Genomic DNA, 26,303 nt, shown 5'->3' on the forward strand with positions numbered 1-26,303 from the left:
ACTAAAACCTCAGTTACTGCTACGATTACTTCTATCATTTTTTTCATCTCTCATCTCTCCTCGTTCATTTCTTACTTTAAGTATAAGAGAAGAGAGATAATTCAACTATCGAAGTACATGACGTAGAAATTACATTGTTGTAAGAAAGTTGTTTATTTTTGTCACTTTACTCAGCGGTGATTACAAACTGATCATAATATTTTTCATTCACATATATATTTAATAACCATAATCCAGATGAAGGTAGTGACATAGCGAGAGGGAGTTCGCTTGTAGTAGAATTGATTGTATTTGAAGTAGTCCAAGTTTGTTTGGAAATTTCTTTTTGAAAGAGTACTGGTGTTGGAGTTACAGATCCTTGTTTTAGCGCAATAATAGACAATTTTCCAGTTGGTATTTCAGAATCTAGAAAGTACCACATTATTTCATTTTGTTCATTTGCGATAATAGGACTATCAGCCATTGCGATTTTTCCTTCGATGCCTTTTAAAGGTATTTTTCCGTCTATGAATGAGGGTGCTTCTTCCCAATTTACATCTTTTAAAACACTAAGATGAAAGAAGGAAGGTGCGTTCACTTGATTGGACGTTGCGACAGCTTCAGTTTTAGATGCTTTTGAATCAGGTTGTGCTTGTGTGCATCCAGTGATGAGGAAGGAGAGAAGTAGCATAGTTCCGATTTTTTTCATGGTGCCACACTCCTAGTTTTTATTGTTAGTGTAATTGTATTTGCTAGAAGGCGGGACAATTCCTTTAAAATGTCAAAAGAGGTCGTAAGTTTTGTACGACCTCTTTTGACATTTTGTATCCCGTAAAAGCCCGATTGGTGTAGGTTAATAATCAGTGGGAGATAGCCCCACTAATTAAAGTTTCATTTTATATTTGTTCCGTTGTATAGGTTGGTTCGGTTTCTTTTTGGGGCATCGTCAAAAAAATAACGGATAGAACGATACATATGCCGCCTAATAATTGATATGCTCCAAAAGATTCACTTAGCCAAGTGATTGAAACGATGGCAGCTACAAGGGGTTCAATGCTAGATAAAATGCTTGTTTCTGTTGCTGCTAAATATTTAAGACTACCGATATACAGAAGGAAAGAAAGGGTACCACTAATAATGATAAGAATAAGCATAGAAAAAGTTTTTAGTGTAAAGGTTTGTGAAAATTGATTCCACCCGAATGAATGATTATAAATAAGTAGTGCAATTCCTCCGATTAACATCCCCCAACCAATTACTATAGTTGTTCCGCATGCTTTAATAAGCGAAGCTGGATGAAGGGTATAAAATGCAAATCCAATTGCTGTTAATAGTCCAAAAATAATAGCTTCTTTAGATAAAACAATATTTTCAATTGAGCCATTTGTAATAATAAAGTATGTTCCTATTAGCGCGGCTATAATTGCGAATAGTTGCATGGAAGCAGGGAATTTTCTTTGTTCAAATGCAACATACATGGTAATAAGAACAGGACCTAGAAATTGAAATAGCGTTGCTGTGACCGCGTTACTAATATGAACCGTTTCGATAAAGGCGTATTGCGCACCAAGCATGCCGAGAATAGAGAAAATAATAAGTTGTATAGAATATCTAGGGTGTTTCCAAATTTGAAATATGTTTTGTTTCTTTATAAGTAAGAAAGACAAAATAAATATTCCTGCAAGTAACAATCGAATTGTTAAAAAATCAATTGAGGATACATTAGTATGCTGAAATAGCCACTGAATCATTGGACCAGATAATCCCCATAATGTAGCCCCTGTAATAATCATAATGAGTCCGATACGTCTACCATTGTTCATTATCATGTTTCTCCTCTCCGGTATTTGATTTTTGATGTGTGACATGATAAAAGGAATTATATATAAAATCTGGTACTGTAAAAAGTATCAGATTTTAGTTTTATTAAGGGGTCAGATATTATGTTAGAATTAACGCCTAATTTAAATGTGAATAGTAAAAAGGCATTGTATGTGCAATTGTATGAGTATATAAAAAAAGAGATTAAAGATGGATCGATTGTCCCTTTTACGAAATTACCGGCTAAGCGAAAGTTAGCGATACATTTACAAGTAAGTAAAAATACAGTAGAGGCAGCCTACGAACAATTACTTGCAGAAGGTTATATTGAATCGATATCGAGAAAAGGTTATTTTGTATGCAAGATTGAGCAAATGGTTCATGTAGAGGATAGCGAAGAGAGGATAGAAGAAGTCCCGTTTCAGGAGAAGCGTTATAAATTTGACTTTACACAAACAGGAATTGATGCAAATGCTTTTCCATTTAATATGTATCGGAAAATTGTAAATGAAGTATGGCAACCGCATAATAACGAACTTCTCTTTCTAGGACACCCTCAAGGGGAAGCAAGCTTAAGAGAAGAGATTACAAATTATTTGTATGAATCTAGAGGTGTGCGTTGTTCAGCTAGTCAAATTGTATTAGGAGCGGGAACACAAATATTAGTGAAACTATTGTTTCAATTGTTAAAGGAAAGCAATTATGCAGTTGAAAACCCAGGGTATCATAGGAAGATGGTTGTTTTTGAACAGGGAGAAGCAAGAGTCAAAATGTTATCTTTAGATAGAGATGGAATTTGTATTGCAGATTTAGAAAATAGCAATGCGAATGTTGTATTTGTTACACCTTCCCATCAGTTTCCATCTGGAATGATTATGCCTATTACGAGAAGGATGCAGCTTTTACAATGGGCAAAGAAAGAAGAGAACAGGTATATTATTGAAGATGATTACGATAGTGAATTTCGTTATTCTGGAAAGCCTATACCGGCGCTGCAAGGGTTAGATACAGAGGGGAAAGTTATTTATATGGGGACGCTATCTAAAGCATTATTGCCATCGCTACGGATGAGCTATATGGTGTTGCCGAAGAAATTAATTAAAAAGTATCAACAGCAATATTTATTTTATACACAAAGTGTTTCAAGAATAGATCAAGAAGTGATTAGAAGATTTTTAAATGAAGGATATTGGGAAAAACATATTCATAAAATGCGTGTTGTCTACCGAAAGAAGAGAGATAGACTTGTTTTTGAAATAGAGAAGTATTTCTCTAATCGTGTTGAAGTGATAGGAGAAGATTCCGGATTACACATTTTATTAAAAGTGCATAATGGAATGCGGGAAGAAGAATTAATTCAAGAAGCTGCGAAATATAGTATTAAAATATATCCTGTGTCTACGTACTATAAAGACGGTACGGCGCCTGAGAGTGTAGTTTTACTTGGGTTTGCGATATTATCAGAGGAAGAGATTGCGAAAGCGATTCAATTATTACACACGGCATGGTTTACAAGAAAGTAAAAAACATCCTCCAAACATGAGGATGTTTTTTATTATTTATTTTCATCTAAGAATAAGACCATATGCTCTTCGTCCCAATATTGTCCGTTATATTTTAATGAACGTTCTTGTACACCGAATGTTTTAAAACCTAATGATTCATAAAGTTTTTTCGCTCCATCGTTGCCAACAACAACATCAAGCATAACTTGTTCTACTTCTAAAGATTTAGCAAGCTCAAGACATTCTTTAATAAGTGCTTTTCCTGCTCCAAGTCCGCGTGCTTTTGGAGATACATATACAGAACCGATTTTAGCTTTATGTTCTTGTTTTACATATGGTTTCGTTTCCAGTGTTGCAACCCCGATTAATTTTCCATCTTTAAATGCACCTAGCGTATAGTTTTCATCTTGTGCTAATTTTTGTGCTTTATATTCAATCGCACACTCTTTATTAATAATATCTTCATAAGAAGAGCTGAATGCTTCAGGGTTTTGCTTTAATCCTTCTACGCGAAGTTCTAAGTAAATTTCTGCTTCGTCTTTTGTTAATACATGGATATCCAATTATATCACCCTCCAAATCTTTGCAAATGTACCTTTATTTTATATTGAAATAAGAATAATTTCAAAAGCTTAGCTTATATGAGCTGTTTTTATGAACAAAATAACACCAGTAGTGTTTACTACTACTGGTGTTTTCACACGCATATTATTCAAAAGGTAGCTCGATTATAAAGTTTGTTCCCGCTCCTAATTGGCTTGTTACTAGAATAGAACCGTTATGCAATTCTACAATTTCCTTTGCAACAGCTAGCCCGATGCCTTTTCCGCCTGTAGCTCGTGTTCTAGATTTATCAACACGATAAAAACGGTCAAAAATATGCGGGATATCTTCTTCAGGAATACCTTCACCTTCATCTTGTACACTTATTGTAAAAGAATCTGTTTCCATGAGTACACGTATCGTAATGGATGTGTTTTCTGGCGAATGTTGATAAGCGTTGTGTAATAAATTTAACATAACTTGTTCCATACGTCTTTCGTCTATACAAACTTCTAAATCATCTTTGCAATATACATGAAGTTGCATTTGCTTATTCGTTAATGTTGTTTTTGTTTTTTCAACCATTCGTTCTAAAAATGGCTGAAGAAGCACTTTTTGTTTTTTTATAACAAATTGGTGTTGTTCTAATTGTACAAGCATAAATAAATCTTGGACGAGATCGGTTACACTATCCGTTTCATCCTCAATGATTTGTAAGTATTCTTCTCGCTCCTCTTTTGTTAAAGAGTCTCTCTTTGCTACCTTTGCATAACCTTTCATATAGGTCAATGGAGTTAATAGTTCATGAGCGACACTAGCGAGAAATTCATTGCGCTCTTTTTTCATATACGTAAGTTCACTCGATAAATCTTCAATTGTTTTTGCTAAACTTCCGAGTTCATCATTCCGTTTAATACCTAATTGAATTGGCTTATTTAATTTTGACATTTTTTCTGTCGCTCTCTTCATTTTTACAAGTGGTTCTGTAATAACGCGTGAAAAAACAAAGACAGAAATTGTTGTTAAAATAATTGTTAAAACGCTAATGATAAGAAATTGGTTCATGAGTTTAAGTAACATATTTTCTAGGAAAGATGTTTTTAATAGCATATATAGCTTTCCTTGAAACTTTGTTGTGTTAAGTGGGCTTACTGTTGTGATGAACTTTGATTTTTTCCAGTTCCTTTCAACGACCAATCCGCCGTCTGGGACAGTTTCTGTTTTACAAGTAAGTTGTTTTTGCATATCTTTTGTTACGGGTTCTGAGGTGGAAATAATTTTGCCGTTATGGTCAGTAATAATGATAGCTATATCGGAGTTAGAAATTGATTCCGATTCAACTAAGTGTGCAGCCTCATTCGTAATATCGAATTCAGGATACACAGGGCGTTTAGGACTTTTATTATGTTCAGCGTGTTTCATTTCTTTATAATATTCATCCCGTCTCTCGCGGCTTTTTATTTTTTTACTATAGCGATTACCTTTCTCTAAAAGAGCATCTGTTTCCTCTACAATACGCATTTTTGAAAGGCTTTTATAAAAAGATACGAAAGCAATTGTTTCAATACATAAAGCTAATATTAAAAAGTATGTCCCAATTTTAAGGGAAAGTTTACTCATTTTTTCACCATACCTTATTCATAATAAAGAGTCAGTGGTATACGATTTCCCACTGACCGAAGTAATTATTCACTTTTCCATTTATATCCGACTTTATAGACCGTTTCTAAGTAATCTTCAATTGGAAATCCTTTTTTGCGTAGTTTATCACGGATATTACGAATGTGTGAATCAATTGTTCTATATTCGATATCTGTTTCATAGCCCCAAATTTTTTCGATTAAATCATCTCGGCTATAAGCACGGTTTGTATTTTGCAAAAATAGTCCGAGTAACGAAAATTCGATAGGAGTTAATGAGATTTTTTCATCATAAACTGTGACAGTATGTTTCGTTTTATCCCACTCAATACCATTGAAACTAACAAAGCCATCTTTTTTTGTACGGCGTAATATAGCCTCGATTCGTGCGACTAATACATGCTCATCAAATGGTTTTGTAATATAATCATCTGCGCCCATCGTGAGGCCTTTCACCATATCGTAGTTTTGATTACGAGCTGTTAACATAATGATAGGAACATTGGAAATTTGACGAATTTGATAGCAAGTATCCCATCCATCCATATTTGGCATCATAACATCTAATAAAATAATATCGAATTCTTTTTGTTCGATTAAATTTAGTGCTTCAAGGCCAGAGGTAGCTTTCATGCAAAAATAGCCGCGAGGGCTTAAGAACAGATCTAATAATCGTAACATACGTTCTTCATCGTCTACTAATAAAATTTTTACCATAATCTTGTGCACCCCAAACTGTTCATTCTACTTGTATAGTTTACATGAAAATAATAAAAAACTCTTTTTATGTGATTGAGTGGAAGAGTTATTTTTCGCTCAGAGTAATTGACATAAAAAATGCACTAGTTTTGCACAACTATTTTTTATAATAGAAAACGTAGCGACACAAAATACCCTATGTTGCGACATAACGTCATGTCATTTTATTTATAAAATGACAATTCCATTCTATTGTGTATGTGAGATAGAGAGGGTTTTCGTATTCACCTCGCATCGGATAAGAAAAATTTCCTATCTCACACTTTTTTTTAAAGGAGATCATACACATGAATTCAAAAGAAGAAATTTCAAAAAAAGAAAAGCAAGATCGTAATACGGTTGTCATGTGTGTTGCCGTATCTATGATTATTATTATAAGTTGCGTAAATAAAATTTTGGGGATTTTATAATATAAAAAAGCTGATTGCTTCTTAAGGAGCAATCAGCTTTTTTCATTGTTAGGGGAGTATTCCTATATGATAAACCAAGGTAAAATTGCTAACCCAGAAGTTACAATTGCTGTAGTAAATATTAAAAGCATAGCTCGTTTGTTTTGTTTCATATCACATTCTCCTCTACATATCAAGTACATGCGATCAGCGTGGGATGTAGTTCCCCACTGAGTAAAGTTTCACTTTATATTTTTAGTATAATGAATGGTAAGGATTGGTACGATCGATAAAGGTGACATGAAGATTACATTGTTGTAATGCAAAAAAACATCTTTCTTATTAAGAAAGATGTTTTTGGAAAACTACCCCGCTATTTGTGGGCAGTAACTCCCACCTTAAAATTCAGCGAATGCGAGGGAGTTAGGTGGGCGATAACTGCCCGTAAAAGCCCGATTGGTTCAACTAATACTCAGTAGGGAATGGAAAAAAACACTGAGTAAAGTTTCACTTTATATTGAAGTATTAATCATTTAAGAACAAAACCATATGTTCCTCGTCCCAATATTGACCATTGTGTTTTAATGAACGCTCTTGTACGCCGTAAGTTTGGAAACCTAATGACTCATATAATTTTTTTGCACCAACGTTACCAACTACAACATCAAGCATGAGTTGTTCTACATGTAATTTATCGGCATTTTCAATAATTGCTTTAATTAGAGCTCGTCCTGCTCCGAGACCACGTGCTTTTGGGGAAACAAAAACGGAGCCAATTTTTGCTTTATGTTCTTGTTTAATAAATGGTTTTGTTTCTAAAGTAGCGATACCAATTAAATCATTATCTTTGAAGACACCTAGAGTATACTTATCCGGATTGCTTAATCGTTTAGCCATAGCAGCCACAGGATTTTCATGTTTAAGAACATCTTCATAAGAAGAGCTAAAAGCTTCCGGATTCTTCGTTAAACCTTCCATACAAACTTTTAAATATATTTCTGCGTCCTCTGTTGTTAATAAGCGAATTTCCATAGTTGTAACCTCCCTGGTGGATTTCAAATAAATCCATTACTTTTATAAGATTGAGTATATGTTTTGTTAGTATTCTCTTTTAATTTGTAAAAGAATGAAAAGATATATGCTACAATGTTTTGTTTTAATTATGTAATGAAATTATATATTAACTTTGTTAACTATTCAAGTGTTTAATATGTTACATTTTTATAACTAAAATAACTCCTCGATTGAGGAGTTATTTTTTAAACATTGGATTGATAGCCATCAATTCGTTTTGGATGTGTGTAAATATTACAAGATTCATTTCTAATAAACCCTACGACTGTAATGCCTAAATCATGGGCAAGTTGCAATGCCAGTTTTGTTGGAGCGGATTTAGATAGAACAATTTCACATCCGATTTTTGAAACTTTGAGTAAAATTTCGGATGAAATACGTCCGCTAAATGCGATGATTTTTCCTTTAATGGATATATCGTTACGCAAACAATGACCATATATTTTATCTAATGCATTATGTCTTCCAATATCCATTCTTGATAGGAGGATATTGTTTCGATCACATAGCGCGGTATTGTGAACACCGCCAGTTTGGCGAAATGTAGTAGAAGATTGTTGCAAGGTATTCATTAAGTGAAAGCATTCTTCAGGAGTAATTTTTACATGTATATCATGTAAGTCTTTTGCTTTTGCTGCGTCGTTTACGAAAATAAAACCTTGTCTACCTTTTCCGCAGCAAGAAGTGATGTATCGTTTATTATATAAAGTTTGATAGAGCGGATTCACTTTTGATGATTTTACATGGACAATTCCGTTATCTTTTTGAACCCATAGTTCTTCAACATCTTTATAGGAAGAAATAATCCCCTCAGAAATTAAAAAACCAATTACCATATCTTCAATATAATTTGGTGTGCATACGACTGTTACATATTCTTCACCATTCAACTTAATAGTAATAGGAGATTCTGTAACAATCTCATCAAGCTGTTTTGAAAATGTACCAGATTGATAGCGTACAATTGTATAAGTCTCTTGCGTAGGCCCCATATTAAATTCCCCTTTTATATGTATTTCTCTCCCACATTTATCATAAAACAATGGAAAAAATAAAAACACCTATTAACAAGAAGATCACAGATTATTTTGGTTATTATTGTATATGTACGATATAATAGAACTGTAGAATAGTGATAATTTCAAGCTTTCGTAGTTATACCTTATAACATCTAGAATCGACTTCATAAGAAAGTATTTGGGTAGAGCGTTTCAAAAATATGTACAGTAATGCGATTTTGAAAACGGATTCATAATTGTGTTGTACAGTTGGTTGTAAGGAGAGGGGAAACTATGGCAGAACAGACAGTCCGTGTAACCGTCGATGGTAAAGAATTTTTTGCATCAGGTGAAAAGACGATACTACAATTATTTAACGAGAGTAATTTGGAACATCCTCAAATTTGTCATGTACCAGAAGTAGATCCAATTCAAACTTGTGATACGTGTATTGTAGAAGTAAATGGGAAGTTAATGCGTGCTTGTTCAACGAAATTAGAGAATGGTATGCATATTGAAAGACAGTCCCAGCGTGCAAAAGAGGCACAGACTGAGGCAATGGATCGGATATTAGAGAATCATTTATTGTATTGTACTGTTTGTGATAACAATAATGGTAACTGTAAAGTCCACAATACAGTACATATGATGGGAATTGAGGAACAGAAATATCCGTATGAGCCGAAAGTAAGTGCGTGTGAAGTGGATATGTCACATCCATTTTATCGATATGATCCAAATCAATGTATTGCTTGTGGGCAGTGTGTAGAAGTATGTCAAAACTTACAAGTGAATGAAACTATATCGATTGATTGGAGCTTAGACCGTCCACGTGTTATATGGGACAATGGTGTAAGTATAAATGACTCATCTTGTGTAAGTTGTGGGCAGTGTGTAACAGTATGTCCATGTAATGCGTTAATGGAAAAAACAATGCTGGGTGAAGCTGGATTCATGACAGGATTGAAACCGGATGTGTTAGATCCGATGATTGATTTTGTAAAGGATGTAGAACCTGGATATAGTAGTATTTTAGCAGTTTCAGAAGTAGAGGCTGCGATGCGTAAGACGAAAGTGAATAAAACAAAAACAGTTTGTACATTTTGTGGTGTAGGTTGTTCATTTGAAGTATGGACGAAAGACCGCCACATTTTGAAAGTACAGCCTGTTTCAGATGCGCCGGTTAACGGTATTTCCACATGTGTAAAAGGCAAATTTGGATGGGATTTTGTAAACAGTGAAGATCGCATTACGAAGCCATTAATTCGCCAAGGAGATATGTTTGTTGAAGCTTCATGGGAAGAGGCTCTTGAAGTTGTTGCATCCAATATGCAGCATATTAAATCAGAATATGGAAGTGATGCATTTGGATTTATTTCTTCTTCGAAAGTAACGAATGAAGAAAATTATCTTATGCAAAAACTAGCCCGTCAAATATATGGAACAAATAATGTAGACAACTGTTCCCGTTATTGTCAATCTCCAGCAACAGACGGTTTATTTAAAACTGTCGGTATGGGCGGGGACGCTGGAACAGTGAAAGATATTGCGGAAGCAGGCCTTGTCATTATCGTTGGAGCAAATCCAACAGAAGGACATCCTGTACTTGCAACGCGTGTAAAACGTGCACATAAATTACATGACCAAAAATTAATTGTGGCAGACCTTCGTAAACATGAAATGGCAGAGCGTGCGGATTTATTCATTCATCCGCGCCAAGGAACTGATTACGTATGGCTCGCTGGTATTACGAAATATATTATTGATCAAGATTGGCACGATAAAAAGTTCATAGCTGAAAATGTGAAGAATTTTGATGAATATAGCAAAATGGTAGAAAAGTATACGCTTGATTATACAGAAGAAATCACGGGGATTTCGAAAGAAAATCTGAAAGAAATGGCTCGTATGGTATATGAAGCAGATGGTACTTGTGTACTTTGGGGAATGGGTGTAACTCAAAATACTGGAGGAAGTACAACTTCAGCAGCAATTTCAAATCTATTGCTTGTTACGGGTAACTATCGTCGTCCTGGTGCAGGAGCATACCCATTACGCGGACATAATAACGTACAAGGCGCTTGTGATATGGCAACATTACCAAACTGGCTTCCAGGTTACCAAGCGGTTTCAGATGATGCGCTCCGTGCGAAATTTGAAAAAGCATACGGTACTACAATTCCGAAAGCACCAGGCTTAAATAATATTGCAATGTTACTTGCGGCAGATGAAGGAAAACTGCGTGGTATGTATGTTATGGGTGAAGAAATGGCTTTAGTAGATTCGAATGCCAACCATGTACAACATATTTTAGCGAATTTAGATTTCCTTGTTGTTCAAGATATGTTCTTATCGAAAACAGCTCGTTTTGCTGATGTTATTTTACCAGCGGCACCAAGCTTAGAAAAAGAAGGAACGTTTACAAATACAGAGCGCCGCATTCAAAGATTATATGAAGTATTGAAGCCGCTTGGTGATTCAAAACCAGACTGGTGGATTTTACAAAAAGTTGCTCGTGCACTAGGCGGGGATTGGAATTATGAAAGTCCAAGTGAAATTATGGACGAAATCGCGTCACTTGCACCGTTATACTCTCAAGCAACGTACGACCGTCTAGAAGGATGGAATAGTTTATGTTGGGGTAGTCATGATGGTAGCGATACACCGCTATTATATGTAGACGGATTTAACTTCCCAGATAAACTCGCTCGTTTATCATTAGATGAATGGATACCACCAGTTGTAGCGCCAGATGAGTATGATTTACTTTTAAATAATGGACGTATGTTAGAACATTTCCATGAAGGGAATATGACGAATAAATCGGCTGGTATTTTATCTAAAGTATCTGAAGTGTTCGTTGAAATCTCCCCGGAACTTGCCCTAGAGCGCAATGTGAAAGATGGTGGTCTTGTAGAATTAGCATCACCATTTGGGAAAATTAAAGTACAGGCACTTGTTACAGATCGTGTAACGGGGAAAGAGCTATATTTACCGATGCATGCAACAGTAAATGAAGAGGCAATCAATATTTTAACTGGAACGGCGACAGATCTTTATACGTGTACACCAGCGTATAAACAAACGATGGTAAAGATGCGTGTACTACGTGAAAAAGGGAATCGTCCGTTACCATCTTCAAACCCGAGAGATAAAAAGCGTAATCCGCAAAATGGTGTTGAAATCCAGCAAAAATGGCAAAGAAAACAATACGTATCACTTGTGGACTAGGGGGCGGAGATAGTGGCGAAAGAAATTACTGTAATTAAAAAGAAAGTTGTAACAGAGGAAGAACAGAAACAGCAAGTAGCGGATGAACTTCTAAATGAGTTATCTAATAATCGTGAAGCAGTAGAAGAAACGATGCAGCTTTTAGCACAGTTGCAGAAGGCTGGTATATTAGATGCAGCAATTAGTTTACTTGCTGCGAAGGAAGATGTTTCAAAAATCGCTGTGGAGCAATTAAATCGTGAACCAGTTAAAAATGCACTCAACAATATGATGGGGGCAGGAGAAGCGTTATCTTCAGTTGATCCAGAAATAACGAAGCAAATTACGTCAAGTTTAGTTACAGGATTGCAATTTGCAACAGATGAATTAAATAGTGGTAAAAAAACAAAAGTAATGGATTTCTTTAAAGTATTAAAAGATCCAGATATCAATAGAGCTATTACATTCGGTTTTAGCTTCTTGAAAGCATTTGGACAAGGCCTAGAGAAAAAATAGAATAAATGAAAAAGTGATGGGAAGTAGCCATCACTTTTTTCATTATATGTATAAGAGTGTTCATGTTAAGCGGAATATATTATTATTAAAAAGATGGATTAGAACTTGAAATATGGAATCCATCTCAAATACCGTTTTAGAATTTGGAGGAATATATGCAACACCGTAAAAAACTATCTATACCAGGAGTAATGAGACATTCCTTTCAAACAGTTAAATTTGCTTTTTGGAATGTATTAACTTTTCAACTTGCTTATAAATTATTAGCAGCGATTGTGTTTGTTCCACTATTTGGAATCATTTTTAATAAGTTATTGTATTTTGCTGGTTATGCAAATGCGACAAATGATGAATTATTAGCGTTTTTAAAGACGCCTTATGGCATCTTAGCAATCGTAATTTTATCATTGTTAGCACTGTTTCTTATCTTTACAGAATTTGCGGTGCTTATTATTATTTCGTATTTCGCTCATAAAAGACAGAAGGTGAAATTACGTCCGATTTTATATAAAACGGTAACGTATTTACCTACTCTTTTCACATATTGCTTACCAGGATTTATTTTATATGCTGTCGTATTGTTGCCTCTTTTAAATATGGGATATGAAACGGCGTTAATCCCGCAAATTCAAATTCCTAACTTTATTACAGGAGAACTGTTTAAGACAACGATGGGACAAGTTGGTTATTACACGTTCTTTGCTGTAGTCGCGTATTTGAATCTTCGATGGATTTTCGTTCTACCCATTGTTGTTTTAGAGCAAAAACCATTTCGCGTGGCAGCACGTAAAAGTGCAACTTTAGTAAAGGAAAGCTTTTTTAAAGTACTATTCTTTTTAGTAGGATTTTTTATTTCAATTGGAATTGTATATGTCGTGTTTTTGGGAATATATTTATTGTGCCTATGGGGTGTTTATGAATTTACAAACCCGAAAGGAACATTTGCATTATTAGCTGAATCAACGATTTCTGTATTTTTAACGAGCACATTGTATTTATTCAGCTTTATCGTGACGCCATTTTATATTATGGCGATTACGCGATTATACTTACAAAAGGTACCGGTTGAGGATGTTTTATTAGAAGAAGGATTAGATTATTCGAAAACGAAAGCAGATAAATGTTTCTTCCAAAAACATCGTTGGAAATTCATTGGCGTATACATTGTAGGAATTATTACTGCCGGAATGGTCGTTGCTTTCATTGTAACGTTTATTTCAAATTCATATAAAGAACCGATTATTATGGCGCACCGCGGGTATATATCAAAAGGTGTAGAAAATACGAAAGAAGCTGTGCAAGGTGCTATTGATGCAAAAGCAGACTACGCTGAAATAGATGTATTACAAACGAAAGACGGTGAACTAGCGGTTATACATGATTTGAAGCTGAAACGTCTCGCAAATGCCAATGTGCATGTGTCAGATTTAACGATGGCTGAGTTAAGGCAGCTTACCCTTAGTCAAGATGGACTTTCAGGACAAATAAGTACACTTGATGAAATCATTAAGCTAGCAAATGGCAAAATCAAACTTAATATAGAAGTGAAGCTTCATGGGGGCGAAAAAGATTTTGTAAACAAAGTCTTAAAAACGATTAAAGATAATGAATTTGAGAAGCAATGTGTAATTCAAACGTTACACTATCCACTTATTAAAGAGTTTAAGCGTGCAAATCCAGATATAAAAGTAGGGTATATATTGTATGCAAGTAGAGCTAACTTAAAGAATGTGAAGGCTGACTTTTACGTAGCAGAAGAATATATGTTAAATAAGAAGTTAGTAAAAGAAGCAAGGAAGTTAAACAAACCAATTTACGTATGGACAGTAAATGATATGGAAAATTTAAAGGCATATTATAAGTTGAACGTAGATGGTATCATAACCGATTACCCTGAAGATGCACGTGAAACAATTAAGATGTTAAAAGAGCAAGAAGCGGAAGAAAGTGATCTGTTTGATAAAATTACTGAAACGACAGATGATTTATTTTCTAAGTTATTTATAAGTTACCCAGCTGCTAGCTAAATGTTAGCAGCTGTTTTTTTTTGAAAAGAATATATCTCTAAAGTATTGAGTAAAATAATAACTGTATATGTATACGTTATCGCTTAGGTTTCTTACATTGTTAAATTATTGTCAAATAATAAAAGGTTGCTGTTTATTTTGAAGAGGTATAATAAAAATAGAGTGATAGATAATGAAATGTCACGAAACCCCCAATAGAATCAATGTTTTATATATTTACACTATTCTAAATATATAAACTTTATAAAAATGGTATGTTAGCGTTTTCATAACTTTTAAGTTATGCTAGAATAAGGACATAAGTTATTAATTATTACAAAAAGAAAAAAGAATCTCTTTTTTCTGTTAATTATAAGGGGGCATTTCATTATGCGTATTGGGGTACCAGCAGAAATTAAAAACAACGAAAACCGTGTGGCAATGACACCAGCAGGTGTTGTACATTTAATTCGTAACAATCACGAAGTATTCATTCAAAAGGGTGCAGGTTTAGGGTCTGGTTTCACAGACGCTCAGTATGTTGAAGCGGGAGCAAAAATTGTTGATACAGCTGAAGAAGCTTGGAACATGGAAATGGTTATGAAAGTTAAAGAACCAATTGAAAGCGAATACAAACACTTCAGTGAAGGCTTAATCTTATTCACATACTTACACTTAGCTCCAGAGCCAGAATTAACAAAAGCTTTAATCGAGAAAAAAGTTGTTTCTATTGCATATGAAACAGTACAATTAGAAAATCGTTCATTACCATTACTTGCACCTATGAGTGAAGTAGCTGGTCGTATGGCTGCACAAATTGGTGCACAATTCCTTGAGAAAAACAAAGGCGGTAAAGGTATCTTACTTGCAGGTGTTCCAGGGGTTAAACGTGGTAAAGTAACAATCATCGGTGGTGGACAAGCTGGTACAAATGCTGCTAAAATTGCAGTTGGACTAGGTGCGGATGTAACAATCATCGACTTAAGCGCAGAACGTCTTCGTCAATTAGATGACATTTTCGGAAACCAAGTAAAAACTTTAATGTCTAATCCTTACAATATTGCAGAAGCTGTTAAAGAGTCTGATCTTGTAATCGGTGCAGTATTAATCCCAGGTGCAAAAGCTCCAAAACTTGTAACAGAAGAAATGATTAAATCAATGGAACCAGGTTCTGTTGTTGTAGATATCGCGATTGACCAAGGTGGTATTTTCGAAACAACTGATCGTATTACAACTCATGATAACCCAACTTATGAAAAACACGGCGTTGTTCATTATGCAGTTGCAAACATGCCAGGTGCGGTTCCACGTACATCAACTCTTGCATTAACAAACGTAACAGTACCATATGCAGTACAAATTGCTAACAAAGGCTACAAAGAAGCTTGCCTAGGCAACACGGCACTATTAAAAGGTATTAACACATTAGATGGCTATGTAACATTTGAAGCAGTTGCAGAAGCTCACGGTGTAGAGTACAAAGGTGCTAAAGAATTATTAGAAGCAGAAACAGTATCTTGCTAATAGAAGCATTATACAAAACAAAATCGAACAATATATAAAACAACATGATAAGAGCTAAGAGTGAAGATCTCTTAGCTCTTCTTGGCAAAAGGGGGCATACATCGTGGCCAACCTATTTAAAAAGAAATCCGTTACGCAATTGTTAGGGGAAAGTAAAAGTAAAACTTTGACGAAAACGCTAGGGGCATTTGACCTAACAATGCTAGGGATTGGTGCGATAATTGGTACAGGAGTTCTAGTATTAACTGGATTAGTAGCAGCAAGAGATGCTGGTCCAGCAGTTATTTTTTCATTCATGATTGCAGCCATCGTTTGTGGATTTGCAGCATTATGTTACGCAGAGGTTGCTTCTACACTTCCTGTTTCAGGTAGTGTGTACACATACTCATATGCAACAATTGGCGAGTTTGTAGCTCATTTAATGGGATGGACATTACTATCCGTATATGTTGTAACGACTGCCGCAGTAGCTGGCGGATGGACTGGTTACTTCCATAACTTAGTGAGTGGATTAGGGCTTGAAATTCCAAAAGCACTGCTAACGATTCCGTCTCAAGGTGGTATGGTGAATTTACCAGCAGTTATCGTTACATTAGTTATAACTTGGTTATTATCAAGAGGTACGAAAGAAAGTAAACGCGTGAATAACATAATGGTATTAATTAAAATTGGTATCGTTGTTTTATTCATTGCAGTTGGTGTATTCTACGTGAAACCAGAAAACTGGATACCATTTGCACCGTACGGTTTAAGTGGAGTTTTCGCGGGGGGAGCAGCAGTATTCTTTGCTTTCTTAGGATTTGATGCATTAGCAACTTCTGCTGAAGAGGTAAAAAATCCGCAACGTGATCTACCGATTGGTATTATCGCTTCGTTAGTCATTTGTACAATCATTTATGTTGTAGTTTGTCTCGTTATGACGGGGATGGTTTCTTATAAAGAATTAGATGTACCAGAAGCTATGGCATATGTGTTAGAAGTTGTAGGACAAGATAAAGTAGCTGGTATAATCGCAATTGGAGCTGTAATTGGTATTATGGCAGTAATTTTTGCTTACATTTATGCAACGACACGTGTATTCTTCGCGATGAGCCGTGACGGTTTATTGCCAGAATCTTTCGCGAAAATTAATAAAAAGACAGAAGCGCCAACATTTACAGTTTGGTTAACAGGAATTGGTAGTGCTTTAATTGCTGGATTTATCGATTTAAAAGAATTGTCGAATTTAGCGAATATTGGAGCGTTGTTAACATTTGCGATGGTTGGTGTGTCAGTTATTATTCTTCGTAAAACACATCCAAAATTACAACGTGGATTTATGGTACCACTTGTACCGATCTTGCCGATTATTTCGATTGCATGTTGTCTATTCTTAATGGTAAATCTACCATTAAAAACATGGATGTACTTCGGTGCTTGGTTAGCAATTGGAGTAGTTGTATACTTTGTTTATTCGAAAAAACATAGTCATTTAAAAGACGATGGAAGTTCGCAGGATAATTTAGAACAAGCTAATTAAAAGGGATATAAGTATAGTAAGCCTTGTGCGTCTAGGGAGCGCGCAAGGCTTTTTCTTTTGTTGAAATAAAGGGGATGTATATTACTTTGTTGAATTTTTATGTCGGAATATGAAAAAAGGGTGGGGGCAAAATGGAAGAAACAAAAGTTGTTGTTGGAGCAGAGGGTTATAATAATAACCCTGGTTGGTTACATACGAATGAAGAAGAATTAAATTTATTACGGAGAGAAACTTGGCTTGATAAATTTCAACCTAATTCTTTATCAGTAATTTTGGCAGAACATGTATGGGAGCATTTATCATATGAAGAAGGAATTGAAGCTGCAAAAATTTGTTATGAGTTTTTAATAGAGAATGGATATATTCGTTGTGCAGTACCAGATGCATTTTTTCCAGATGAAGAATATCAGCAAGGGGTACAAGTAGGTGGACCTGGTCCATTAGATCATCCTGCAGCAAGCCATAAAATTGTTCATAACTATAAAACAATCACGTCCATGTTTGAATCAGCAGGTTTTCAAGTGATGCTCTTAGAATACTGTGATGAGAATGGTAAGTTTCACTATAATGATTGGAATGAGAAAGATGGATTTATTTATCGTTCGAAACGTTTTGACCATAGAAATCGGGATAATCAGTTAGGATTTGTTTCTTTAATTGTGGATGCGGTGAAAAATGAAAAGTAAGTAAAAAGGGGTGTGCGAATTGTGCATCCTTTTTTGTATGAGAATATAGAGAGTGCGGAAAATATGTATACGACTTATTAAAATGTGAACGGAATGTTCATAAAAAAAATTCAGATTTCATTGACACATATGAGTGGACGCTCATATAATAAGAGTATAAGATATATGAATGATTGTTCATATGTTCAATTAAAGAGGTGAGCTATAATGGCTGGAAATAAAGTAGAAACACCACAAGAGACATGTTCTCAAACGATAATTCATGAAGAAGTTGTAGAGCAAGTAAAACAAACAATTCCAACTGATGAAAGTTTAAGTAAAGTAGCAGAACTATTTAAAGTATTAGGTGACCGTACACGTACGAGAATATTACATGCGCTATTTGAAGCTGAAATGTGCGTTTGTGATTTAGCTTATTTATTAGGAATGACACAATCATCTATTTCGCATCAGCTTCGTGTGTTAAAGCAAGCGAAACTTGTGAAGAATCGTAAAGAAGGAAAGGTTGTTTATTATTCGTTAGCTGACCAGCACGTAATTCATATCTTCGAGCAAGCGTTTGAACACGTAAACGAAGAAGAATAAAAGAACGCGAGGAGGGAGAACGATGGCTGAAGCATTGGTGAAAAAGAAACTGATGTTAGAAGGTTTAGATTGTGCGAACTGTGCAATGAAAATTGAAAAAGGTGTTGGGAATATAGAAGGGGTAAATTCTTGTTCTGTAAACTTCGCAACAAAGACAATGATCTTAGAAACAGCACAAAATAAAGAAAACGAAGTTGTTACGGAAGCAAAACAACTCGTTACAAAATTAGAACCGCATATTAAAGTTCAAGAAGAACAAAAAAATAAAATTGCTAAAGAAGTATTTATATTAGAAGGTTTAGATTGCGCGAACTGTGCAATGAAAATTGAAAATAAAGTGAAGGAAATGCCAGCTGTCTCAGAAGCAACTGTTGATTTCGTATCGAAGAAATTACGAGTAGAAGTTGCGAATAAAAGAGAACTAGAAGCGACTGTAGCAAATATAACAAATGTCGTTCAAAAGTTAGAACCAGATGTGAAAGTTGTTCGTGAAGAGAAGAACGGTCATGACCACGGACATAGTCACGATCATGGTGAAGCAAATGTGAAAAAGATGGTAGGGAGATTAGTGGTCGGCGGAATTTTGACAGCAATTGCTGCATTAGCGGGCTTACCACAAATGGTAACAATTCCGTTATTTGTCCTTGCTTATTTATTAATAGGTGGAGATATCGTTTGGAGAGCGATAAGAAACATAACTCGTGGCCAAGTATTTGATGAAAACTTCTTAATGGCAATTGCAACTGTAGGAGCTTTTGCAATTCAACAATATTCTGAAGCTGTAGCAGTAATGCTATTTTATCAAGTAGGAGAACTATTCCAAAGTATTGCGGTAAACCGCTCCCGAAAATCAATTACTTCATTAATGGATATTCGTCCTGATTATGCGAATGTAAAGGTTGGAAATGAAACGAAGCAAGTATCACCAGAAGATGTAAAAATTGGCGATTATATTATCGTTAAGCCAGGTGAGAAAGTGCCGTTAGACGGAAAAGTAATTGAAGGAACATCAATGGTAGATACTTCAGCATTAACAGGTGAATCTGTACCACGTGAAGTAGAAGTTGGAAATGATGTATTAAGTGGCTTTGTGAACCAAAATGGTGTGTTGACAATTGAAGTTACAAAAGAATTCGGTGAATCCACTGTATCAAAAATTTTAGATTTAGTTCAAAATGCAAGCAGTAAAAAAGCACCAACGGAAAACTTTATTACGAAGTTTGCACGTTACTACACTCCAGTTGTAGTTATTACAGCGGCGATCATGGCGTTTATTCCACCACTTATTTTAGAAGGAGCTACATTCTCTGAGTGGATTTATAGAGCTTTAGTGTTCTTAGTAATCTCTTGTCCATGTGCGTTAGTTGTATCCATTCCTCTTGGATTCTTTGGAGGTATCGGTGGTGCATCTAAAAGTGGTGTGTTAGTAAAAGGTAGTAACTATTTAGAAGCTTTAAATGATGTAAAATATATTGTTTTTGACAAAACAGGAACATTAACAAAAGGTGTTTTCAAAGTTACAAAAATGGAACCGAGTGAAGGTACTACAAGTGAAGAGTTATTAGAGTATGCGGCATTTGCTGAAGTATATTCTAACCATCCAATTGCCCAATCTATTCGAAAGGCATATGGAAAATCAATTGATGAAAAAATAATCGATGATTATAACGAAATTTCTGGTCACGGTACAGTCGTAAAAGTACAAGGAAAAGAAATTTTTGCAGGTAATGCAAAATTAATGAGAAAAGAAAATATTGAATTTAAGCAACCAGAAACAGTAGGTACATTAGTTCACGTTGCTGTAGATGGAAGATATGCAGGTTATATTGTTATCTCTGATGAGGTAAAAGAGGATTCGAAACAAGCGATTCAAAAGTTAAAAGAACTAGGTATTAAAAAGACAGTAATGTTAACTGGTGATGCAAAACCAGTTGGTGAAGCTGTCGGTAAAGAATTAGGTTTAGATGAAGTTCATGCGGAATTACTACCGCAACAAAAAGTAGAAGAGATTGAAAAAATTGATGCAGCGAAGCACGGAAAAGAAAAAATTGCCTTCGTTGGTGACGGTATTAACGATACACCAGTATTAGCCCGTGCAGACGTTGGTATTGCGATGGGTGGTTTAGGATCAGATGCAGCAATTGAAGCGGCAGACATTGTTATTATGACTGATGAGCCTTCAAAAATTGCGACAGCTGTAAAAATTGCAAAACGTACAAGAAGTATAGTGTGGCAAAATATCATCTTTGCTCTAGGTGTAAAAGGGATCGTGTTATTACTTGGTGCTTTTGGTATTGCAACAATGTGGGAAGCTGTTTTCTCAGATGTTGGTGTGACACTACTTGCAGTGTTAAATGCAATGCGTGTATTAAGAGTGAAAGATTTATAAAAAAGAGGACGCGACCCGCGTCCTTTTTTTTATTGGTGATTTTGTTGAAATTGACTCAATAAAATAATACCAAATATTATTTTACTTTTAAATAGCGTGATATTAAAATTTACAAATAAAATACATTCGTCTTATTATTTTAATATATTTTTTACAAATATCCATATAGTATTGAAAAAACAGAGAAGGGGAAACTTCTCTGTTTACTTTTGTATGTTTTTTTCAACTTGTTCTCGAACTGTTTGAATGTAATTCATTTTATGATCCCAGCACTCTTGGCTTAAATCGACAGGGTATTCTTCAGGGTTTAAAGTTCGCATATATTCTTCCCAAAATAGAGAGAGACTCTGTTCATTATATTTTTGAATATCTAATATACTTGGTAGTTCATATGTTCTTTCACCGTTAACGAAAATGTCTTTATGCAGTTCACGGGCTTCAAAGTTTGTTACGAATTTACTTATATATGTGTGAACTGGATGGAACATTTTTAAGCGCTCTTCTTTTCCAGGTTCTTCAGAATCTAACGCAATATAATCGCCTTCTGCATGATCGTTTACCCGATTGATAATACGATAAATTCGTTTCAGTCCTGGAGTGGTAATTTTTTCAGGGTTAGATGAAATTTTAATCGTATCATTTAATTTTCCGTCAGTATCTTCAATCGCAACTAGTTTGTAAACAGCCCCCAATGCAGGTTGCTCAAAGGACGTAATTAATTTCGTCCCAACACCCCATACGTCAATTTTTGCTCCTTGAGATTTAAGGTGCATAATTGTGTATTCATCTAAATCGCTAGAAGCGATAATTTTTGTATTTGTAAACCCTGCTTCATCTAATAGTTTTCGTGCCTTTTTTGATAAATAAGCCATATCACCACTATCAAGACGTATGCCATAGAAATCAATACGATCCCCAAATTCTTTTGCAACACGAATCGCATTTGGAACACCAGATTTCAATGTGTCATATGTATCAACGAGAAAGACGCACTTTTTATGAGTTTCAGCGTATTTTTTAAACGCGACGTATTCATCGCGATATGCTTGAACGAAAGAGTGAGCGTGTGTGCCAGCTACAGGGATCCCAAAGCGTTTCCCAGCACGAACGTTGCTTGTAGAGGAGAAACCACCAATAAAGGCAGCACGTGTCCCCCAAAGGGCAGCATCGAACTCATGGGCACGTCTTGTGCCGAACTCTAAAAGCTCATCATTACTTGCAGCGTGTTTCATACGTGCTGCTTTTGTTGCAATTAATGTTTGGTAATTCACAATATTTAAGAGGGCAGTCTCAATAATTTGTGCTTCACCAAGTGGTGCATCAACACGTAATAAAGGCTCGTTATTAAATACAACTTCACCTTCTTGCATACTGCGAATCGTCCCAGTGAATTTCATATTTTGTAAATAATGAAGGAATTCTTCTTCAAATTGTAATTCTGCTAAATAAGCTATATCGCTTTCAGTAAAACTGAAATTTTCTATGTACTCTACAATTTTCTCAAGGCCAGCAAAAACAGCGTAACCGTTCTCAAATGGAAGCTTTCGAAAATATAAATCAAAAACAGAACGGCGATTATGAATACCATCTTTCCAATATGTATAAGCCATGTTGATTTGATATAGGTCTGTATGTAAGGCATAACTATCGTCTTTATAATGAGTCATCGCGAGAACACCTCCATAATTTGGTTATAGTATACCAATTTTTCACCATTCGTAGCAAAGAAGAGATATTGATGTGAAGTCAAGAGAGAAAAAAATGAAATTATGCATATTTTTTAGAAAATTTATATTTATCAATTTATATTTCTCCAGATTTTATGTATTATTAGAGTAATGGGGGTAATGAGAATGGAGGAGGACAATGCAACACACATTAGAAAAAATAGGCAAACAAGTCTTTTATAAACGGCTACAGCAAAAAATGACACAAGAAGAATTATGTCAGGGCATTTGTTCTGTCTCATACTTAAGTAAGATTGAAAATGGAAAGATTGAAGCATCAGAAGAAATTCTACAATTGCTCTGCACAAGACTAGAAATTGCTGTGACGGATTTGAGAGATGTAGAAGAAGATGTAAAGGGGAAGCTGGATGAATGGTTGAATGCACTAGTTCATTTGGACAAGCAACAAGTAGAACGTATATATGAAGAGTTGCAAGGTGAAATGAAGCATGTGTTGGATTTTGAAATTATAAATTATTATAAACTGCTGTATACACGTTATTTAATTATGAAAAGGGATATTTCTGCGCTCGAAGAAGAATTAGATAAGTTGAAGAAGGTATATAAAAAATATTCTCCATTTCAGAAGTTGTTATATATGTACAGTAGAGGATTATTGTGCTGTTTACAGTATAGATGGAAGGATGGGCTAGATTACTTATTAAAAACAGAAGTAATGGCCAAAGAACAGGGGTATCATGAAACAGGCTTGTATTATAATATAGCGCTTGCATATACTCATTTAGATATTCATCATCTTGCAATTCATTTTGTAAATATGGCATTAGAAGGATTTCGTAGTGAATATAAGTTTAGAAACATAATTAATTGCCAAATCCTTATTGCGGTAAGTTATACAGAAAAAGGTCAGTATGAAGAAGCTTTAAAAATGTATGAGAGTATATTGAGAGAGGCCACATCTTTTGCTGATAAGGATGTACTATTAGCTATTACTTTAAGTAATATGGGAAGTATCTATTATAAAAAAGGCAAATATCAGCAAGCGAAAAAATATTATTTAGATAGTCTACAACTTCAAAAACAAATAGATTTAAACTATTTAGATACAATATACGAAATGGCATTAGTATGCATTAAATTAGAAGAGTTGGAAGAGGCAAGGACATTAATTGATAAGGGAATTGATGCAGCAAAACAGGAAGAGAGATTTAATGCAAAATTATATTTGCTTTTAATGCTTAGATATAAATATTTTGAAGAAGCAAAAGATTATAAAGCATTTTTGGAAAATGAGGCTATCCCGTTGTATAAATCTGCAGGAAATAAAATAGAATTAAAGAAAGTATACGTTGAACTAGCAGAACATTTTTCCAGTTTATCGAGATTTGAAGAAAGTAATCGATACTATAGGTTAGTTATTGATTTAATGAATGATAATAAGGAGGAATAAAAATGAAAAAGATGGTATTTGGAGTATTGGCGTTTATAGTGACTCTTACAGTTGCTGGAGGAATACATCAATATAGCAGTAAACCTGATATTGTTGGTCAACAAGCTAAAACTGTTGAACAAGTTAATTTATAATCTCCCCCCCTTTCCAACCGGAAAGGGGTTTTTCAATATTTGTTCCTCAAAATTCTACAAAACTTGAGAAAAAAATTATTTGAATTTTTAGTATATTAATAGTGGAAACATAATGCTAATATGAAACTACTCTTTTTCAAAAAAATTTTTTATTAGGGGGAAGGTTCATGAAAAAGAAAAGTTTAGCGTTAGTGTTAGCGACAGGAATGGCAGTTACAACGTTTGGAGGGACAGGCTCTGCATTTGCGGATTCTAAAAATGTGCTCTCTACGAAGAAGTACAATGAGACAGTACAGTCACCTGAGTTTATTTCTGGTGATCTAACTGAAGCAACTGGCAAGAAAGCAGAATCTGTTGTGTTTGATTACTTAAACGCAGCAAAAGGTGATTACAAGCTAGGGGAAAAGAGTGCACAAGATTCTTTCAAAGTGAAACAAGTGAAGAAAGATGCTGTAACTGATTCAACAGTAGTACGTATGCAACAAGTTTACGAAGGAGTGCCTGTATGGGGTTCTACTCAAGTAGCTCACGTAAGTAAAGACGGTTCTTTAAAAGTATTGTCTGGAACAGTTGCACCTGATTTAGACAAAAAGGAAAAGTTGAAAAATAAAAATAAGATTGAAGGCGCAAAAGCAATTGAAATCGCGCAGCAAGATTTAGGGGTAACACCGAAATATGAAGTAGAACCAAAAGCGGACTTATATGTATATCAAAACGGTGAGGAAACAACATATGCATATGTTGTAAATCTAAACTTCTTAGATCCAAGCCCAGGAAACTACTACTATTTCATTGAGGCAGACAGCGGTAAAGTATTAAATAAGTTTAATACAATTGATCATGTGACGAATGATGATAAGTCACCAGTTAAGCAAGAGGCTCCTAAACAGGATGCGAAAGCTGTTGTAAAGCCTGTAACAGGAACGAATAAAGTAGGAACTGGTAAAGGTGTATTAGGAGATACGAAGTCGCTTAATACAACGTTATCTGGATCATCTTACTACTTACAAGATAATACACGCGGGGCAACGATTTTCACATATGATGCGAAAAACCGTTCAACATTACCAGGAACATTATGGGCAGATGCAGATAATGTTTTCAATGCAGCGTATGATGCAGCAGCAGTAGATGCTCATTACTATGCAGGTAAAACATATGATTACTATAAAGCTACGTTTAATAGAAATTCTATCAATGATGCAGGAGCGCCGTTAAAATCGACAGTTCATTACGGAAGTAATTATAACAATGCATTCTGGAACGGATCACAGATGGTATACGGAGATGGTGATGGTGTAACGTTTACTTCATTATCTGGTGGAATTGATGTAATTGGTCACGAGTTAACGCATGCTGTTACGGAAAATAGTTCAAATCTAATTTATCAAAATGAATCAGGGGCTTTAAATGAAGCGATTTCTGATATTTTTGGTACTTTAGTAGAATTCTATGATAACCGTAACCCGGATTGGGAGATTGGTGAAGATATTTACACACCTGGTAAAGCAGGAGACGCACTTCGCTCTATGAGTGATCCTACGAAGTATGGTGATCCAGACCATTATTCTAAGCGTTACACTGGTTCAAGTGATAACGGTGGTGTTCATACAAACAGCGGCATTATTAATAAACAAGCTTATTTATTAGCAAATGGTGGTACGCATTATGGTGTAACTGTAACTGGTATCGGGAAAGATAAATTAGGTGCGATTTACTACCGTGCAAATACACAGTATTTCACGCAATCTACTACATTTAGTCAAGCTCGTGCTGGTGCAGTACAAGCTGCTGCAGACTTATATGGTGCAAATTCTGCTGAAGTAGCAGCAGTTAAGCAATCATTTAGTGCTGTTGGTGTAAACTAAGGCTTTAAGGAAGAGCTAGT

21 protein-coding genes are annotated in these 26,303 nt (G+C 35.1%); 13 read left to right on the forward strand and 8 right to left on the reverse strand.

Annotation, left to right across the window (positions count from 1 at the left end; genetic code table 11):
- Positions 1–166: 166 nt before the first annotated feature.
- Both MKY21_RS02950 and MKY21_RS02955 read right to left on the reverse strand, forming a co-directional pair.
- Positions 167–688, reverse strand: coding sequence for a DUF4871 domain-containing protein (locus tag MKY21_RS02950; protein ID WP_000719682.1), 522 nt, complete (start codon positions 686–688; stop codon positions 167–169).
- A gap of 187 nt (positions 689–875) precedes the next feature.
- The gene (locus MKY21_RS02955) at positions 876–1,802 is read right to left on the reverse strand and encodes a DMT family transporter (protein WP_001059051.1); all 927 of its coding nucleotides are present in this window, start codon (positions 1,800–1,802) and stop codon (positions 876–878) included.
- A gap of 120 nt (positions 1,803–1,922) precedes the next feature.
- Here MKY21_RS02955 and pdxR point away from each other — a divergent pair, with 120 nt between their 5' ends.
- Complete coding sequence (gene pdxR, locus MKY21_RS02960; RefSeq protein ID WP_086423299.1) at positions 1,923–3,323, forward strand: MocR-like pyridoxine biosynthesis transcription factor PdxR; 1,401 nt, start codon at positions 1,923–1,925, stop codon at positions 3,321–3,323.
- A 32-nt stretch (positions 3,324–3,355) separates the two neighbouring features.
- On the opposite strand, the gene MKY21_RS02965 is transcribed toward pdxR, so the two are convergent.
- From MKY21_RS02965 to MKY21_RS02975, 3 genes are all read right to left on the reverse strand, one after another.
- Complete coding sequence (locus MKY21_RS02965; RefSeq protein ID WP_000351212.1) at positions 3,356–3,868, reverse strand: GNAT family N-acetyltransferase; 513 nt, start codon at positions 3,866–3,868, stop codon at positions 3,356–3,358.
- Positions 3,869–4,013: 145 nt separating this feature from the next.
- The gene (locus MKY21_RS02970) at positions 4,014–5,468 is read right to left on the reverse strand and encodes a HAMP domain-containing sensor histidine kinase (RefSeq protein WP_000041026.1); all 1,455 of its coding nucleotides are present in this window, start codon (positions 5,466–5,468) and stop codon (positions 4,014–4,016) included.
- Between the two features lie 65 nt (positions 5,469–5,533).
- Positions 5,534–6,205, reverse strand: a complete 672-nt coding sequence (locus tag MKY21_RS02975; protein WP_000238959.1) for a response regulator transcription factor — start codon at positions 6,203–6,205, stop codon at positions 5,534–5,536.
- Between the two features lie 329 nt (positions 6,206–6,534).
- On the opposite strand from MKY21_RS02975, the gene MKY21_RS02980 reads away from it, so the two are divergent.
- Complete coding sequence (locus tag MKY21_RS02980) at positions 6,535–6,657, forward strand: hypothetical protein (protein WP_001085005.1); 123 nt, start codon at positions 6,535–6,537, stop codon at positions 6,655–6,657.
- Between the two features lie 504 nt (positions 6,658–7,161).
- Here the strand turns inward: MKY21_RS02980 and MKY21_RS02985 are convergent.
- Together MKY21_RS02985 and fdhD are read right to left on the reverse strand one after the other, a co-directional pair.
- Complete coding sequence (locus tag MKY21_RS02985) at positions 7,162–7,668, reverse strand: GNAT family N-acetyltransferase (RefSeq protein WP_000405884.1); 507 nt, start codon at positions 7,666–7,668, stop codon at positions 7,162–7,164.
- A 227-nt stretch (positions 7,669–7,895) separates the two neighbouring features.
- Positions 7,896–8,702 carry a formate dehydrogenase accessory sulfurtransferase FdhD gene (gene fdhD / locus MKY21_RS02990; RefSeq protein WP_000529230.1) on the reverse strand — a complete coding sequence of 269 codons (807 nt, stop codon included), beginning with the start codon at positions 8,700–8,702 and terminating at the stop codon, positions 7,896–7,898.
- A gap of 300 nt (positions 8,703–9,002) precedes the next feature.
- On the opposite strand from fdhD, the gene fdhF reads away from it, so the two are divergent.
- The 8 genes from fdhF to MKY21_RS03030 all read left to right on the forward strand — a co-directional run bounded on the left by fdhF (position 9,003) and on the right by MKY21_RS03030 (position 21,143).
- Positions 9,003–11,939, forward strand: a complete 2,937-nt coding sequence (fdhF, locus tag MKY21_RS02995) for a formate dehydrogenase subunit alpha (RefSeq protein WP_000840636.1) — start codon at positions 9,003–9,005, stop codon at positions 11,937–11,939.
- A gap of 12 nt (positions 11,940–11,951) precedes the next feature.
- Complete coding sequence (locus tag MKY21_RS03000) at positions 11,952–12,434, forward strand: DUF1641 domain-containing protein (protein WP_001040540.1); 483 nt, start codon at positions 11,952–11,954, stop codon at positions 12,432–12,434.
- A gap of 155 nt (positions 12,435–12,589) precedes the next feature.
- On the forward strand, positions 12,590–14,461 hold the full coding sequence (locus tag MKY21_RS03005) for a glycerophosphodiester phosphodiesterase (protein ID WP_001164705.1): 1,872 nt from the start codon (positions 12,590–12,592) through the stop codon (positions 14,459–14,461).
- A 369-nt stretch (positions 14,462–14,830) separates the two neighbouring features.
- Positions 14,831–15,964 carry an alanine dehydrogenase gene (ald, locus tag MKY21_RS03010; RefSeq protein WP_001219744.1) on the forward strand — a complete coding sequence of 378 codons (1,134 nt, stop codon included), beginning with the start codon at positions 14,831–14,833 and terminating at the stop codon, positions 15,962–15,964.
- Positions 15,965–16,067: 103 nt separating this feature from the next.
- Positions 16,068–17,483, forward strand: coding sequence for an amino acid permease (locus MKY21_RS03015; protein ID WP_001284890.1), 1,416 nt, complete (start codon positions 16,068–16,070; stop codon positions 17,481–17,483).
- Positions 17,484–17,614: 131 nt separating this feature from the next.
- A complete protein-coding gene (locus MKY21_RS03020) occupies positions 17,615–18,169 on the forward strand; it encodes a class I SAM-dependent methyltransferase (protein ID WP_000393176.1) in 555 nt (184 codons plus the stop codon).
- A gap of 207 nt (positions 18,170–18,376) precedes the next feature.
- A complete protein-coding gene (locus MKY21_RS03025; protein ID WP_000918378.1) occupies positions 18,377–18,754 on the forward strand; it encodes an ArsR/SmtB family transcription factor in 378 nt (125 codons plus the stop codon).
- A 22-nt stretch (positions 18,755–18,776) separates the two neighbouring features.
- Positions 18,777–21,143, forward strand: a complete 2,367-nt coding sequence (locus tag MKY21_RS03030; protein ID WP_000796559.1) for a heavy metal translocating P-type ATPase — start codon at positions 18,777–18,779, stop codon at positions 21,141–21,143.
- Between the two features lie 203 nt (positions 21,144–21,346).
- Here MKY21_RS03030 and MKY21_RS03035 read toward each other — a convergent pair whose 3' ends face one another.
- Complete coding sequence (locus MKY21_RS03035) at positions 21,347–22,810, reverse strand: nicotinate phosphoribosyltransferase (RefSeq protein ID WP_000150184.1); 1,464 nt, start codon at positions 22,808–22,810, stop codon at positions 21,347–21,349.
- Positions 22,811–23,009: 199 nt separating this feature from the next.
- Between MKY21_RS03035 and MKY21_RS03040 the strand changes: the two genes are divergently transcribed.
- The 3 genes from MKY21_RS03040 to MKY21_RS03050 all read left to right on the forward strand — a co-directional run bounded on the left by MKY21_RS03040 (position 23,010) and on the right by MKY21_RS03050 (position 26,283).
- Positions 23,010–24,281, forward strand: a complete 1,272-nt coding sequence (locus MKY21_RS03040; RefSeq protein WP_001164881.1) for a tetratricopeptide repeat protein — start codon at positions 23,010–23,012, stop codon at positions 24,279–24,281.
- A 2-nt stretch (positions 24,282–24,283) separates the two neighbouring features.
- Positions 24,284–24,415, forward strand: a complete 132-nt coding sequence (gene nprX, locus MKY21_RS03045; protein ID WP_016112135.1) for a quorum-signaling peptide NprX — start codon at positions 24,284–24,286, stop codon at positions 24,413–24,415.
- Positions 24,416–24,582: 167 nt separating this feature from the next.
- The gene (locus MKY21_RS03050) at positions 24,583–26,283 is read left to right on the forward strand and encodes a M4 family metallopeptidase (protein ID WP_000730369.1); all 1,701 of its coding nucleotides are present in this window, start codon (positions 24,583–24,585) and stop codon (positions 26,281–26,283) included.
- The last annotated feature ends 20 nt before the right edge of the window (positions 26,284–26,303 follow it).

It is taken from the genome of Bacillus sp. FSL R9-9497 (assembly GCF_038005805.1).
GTDB lineage: Bacteria > Bacillota > Bacilli > Bacillales > Bacillaceae_G > Bacillus_A > Bacillus_A cereus.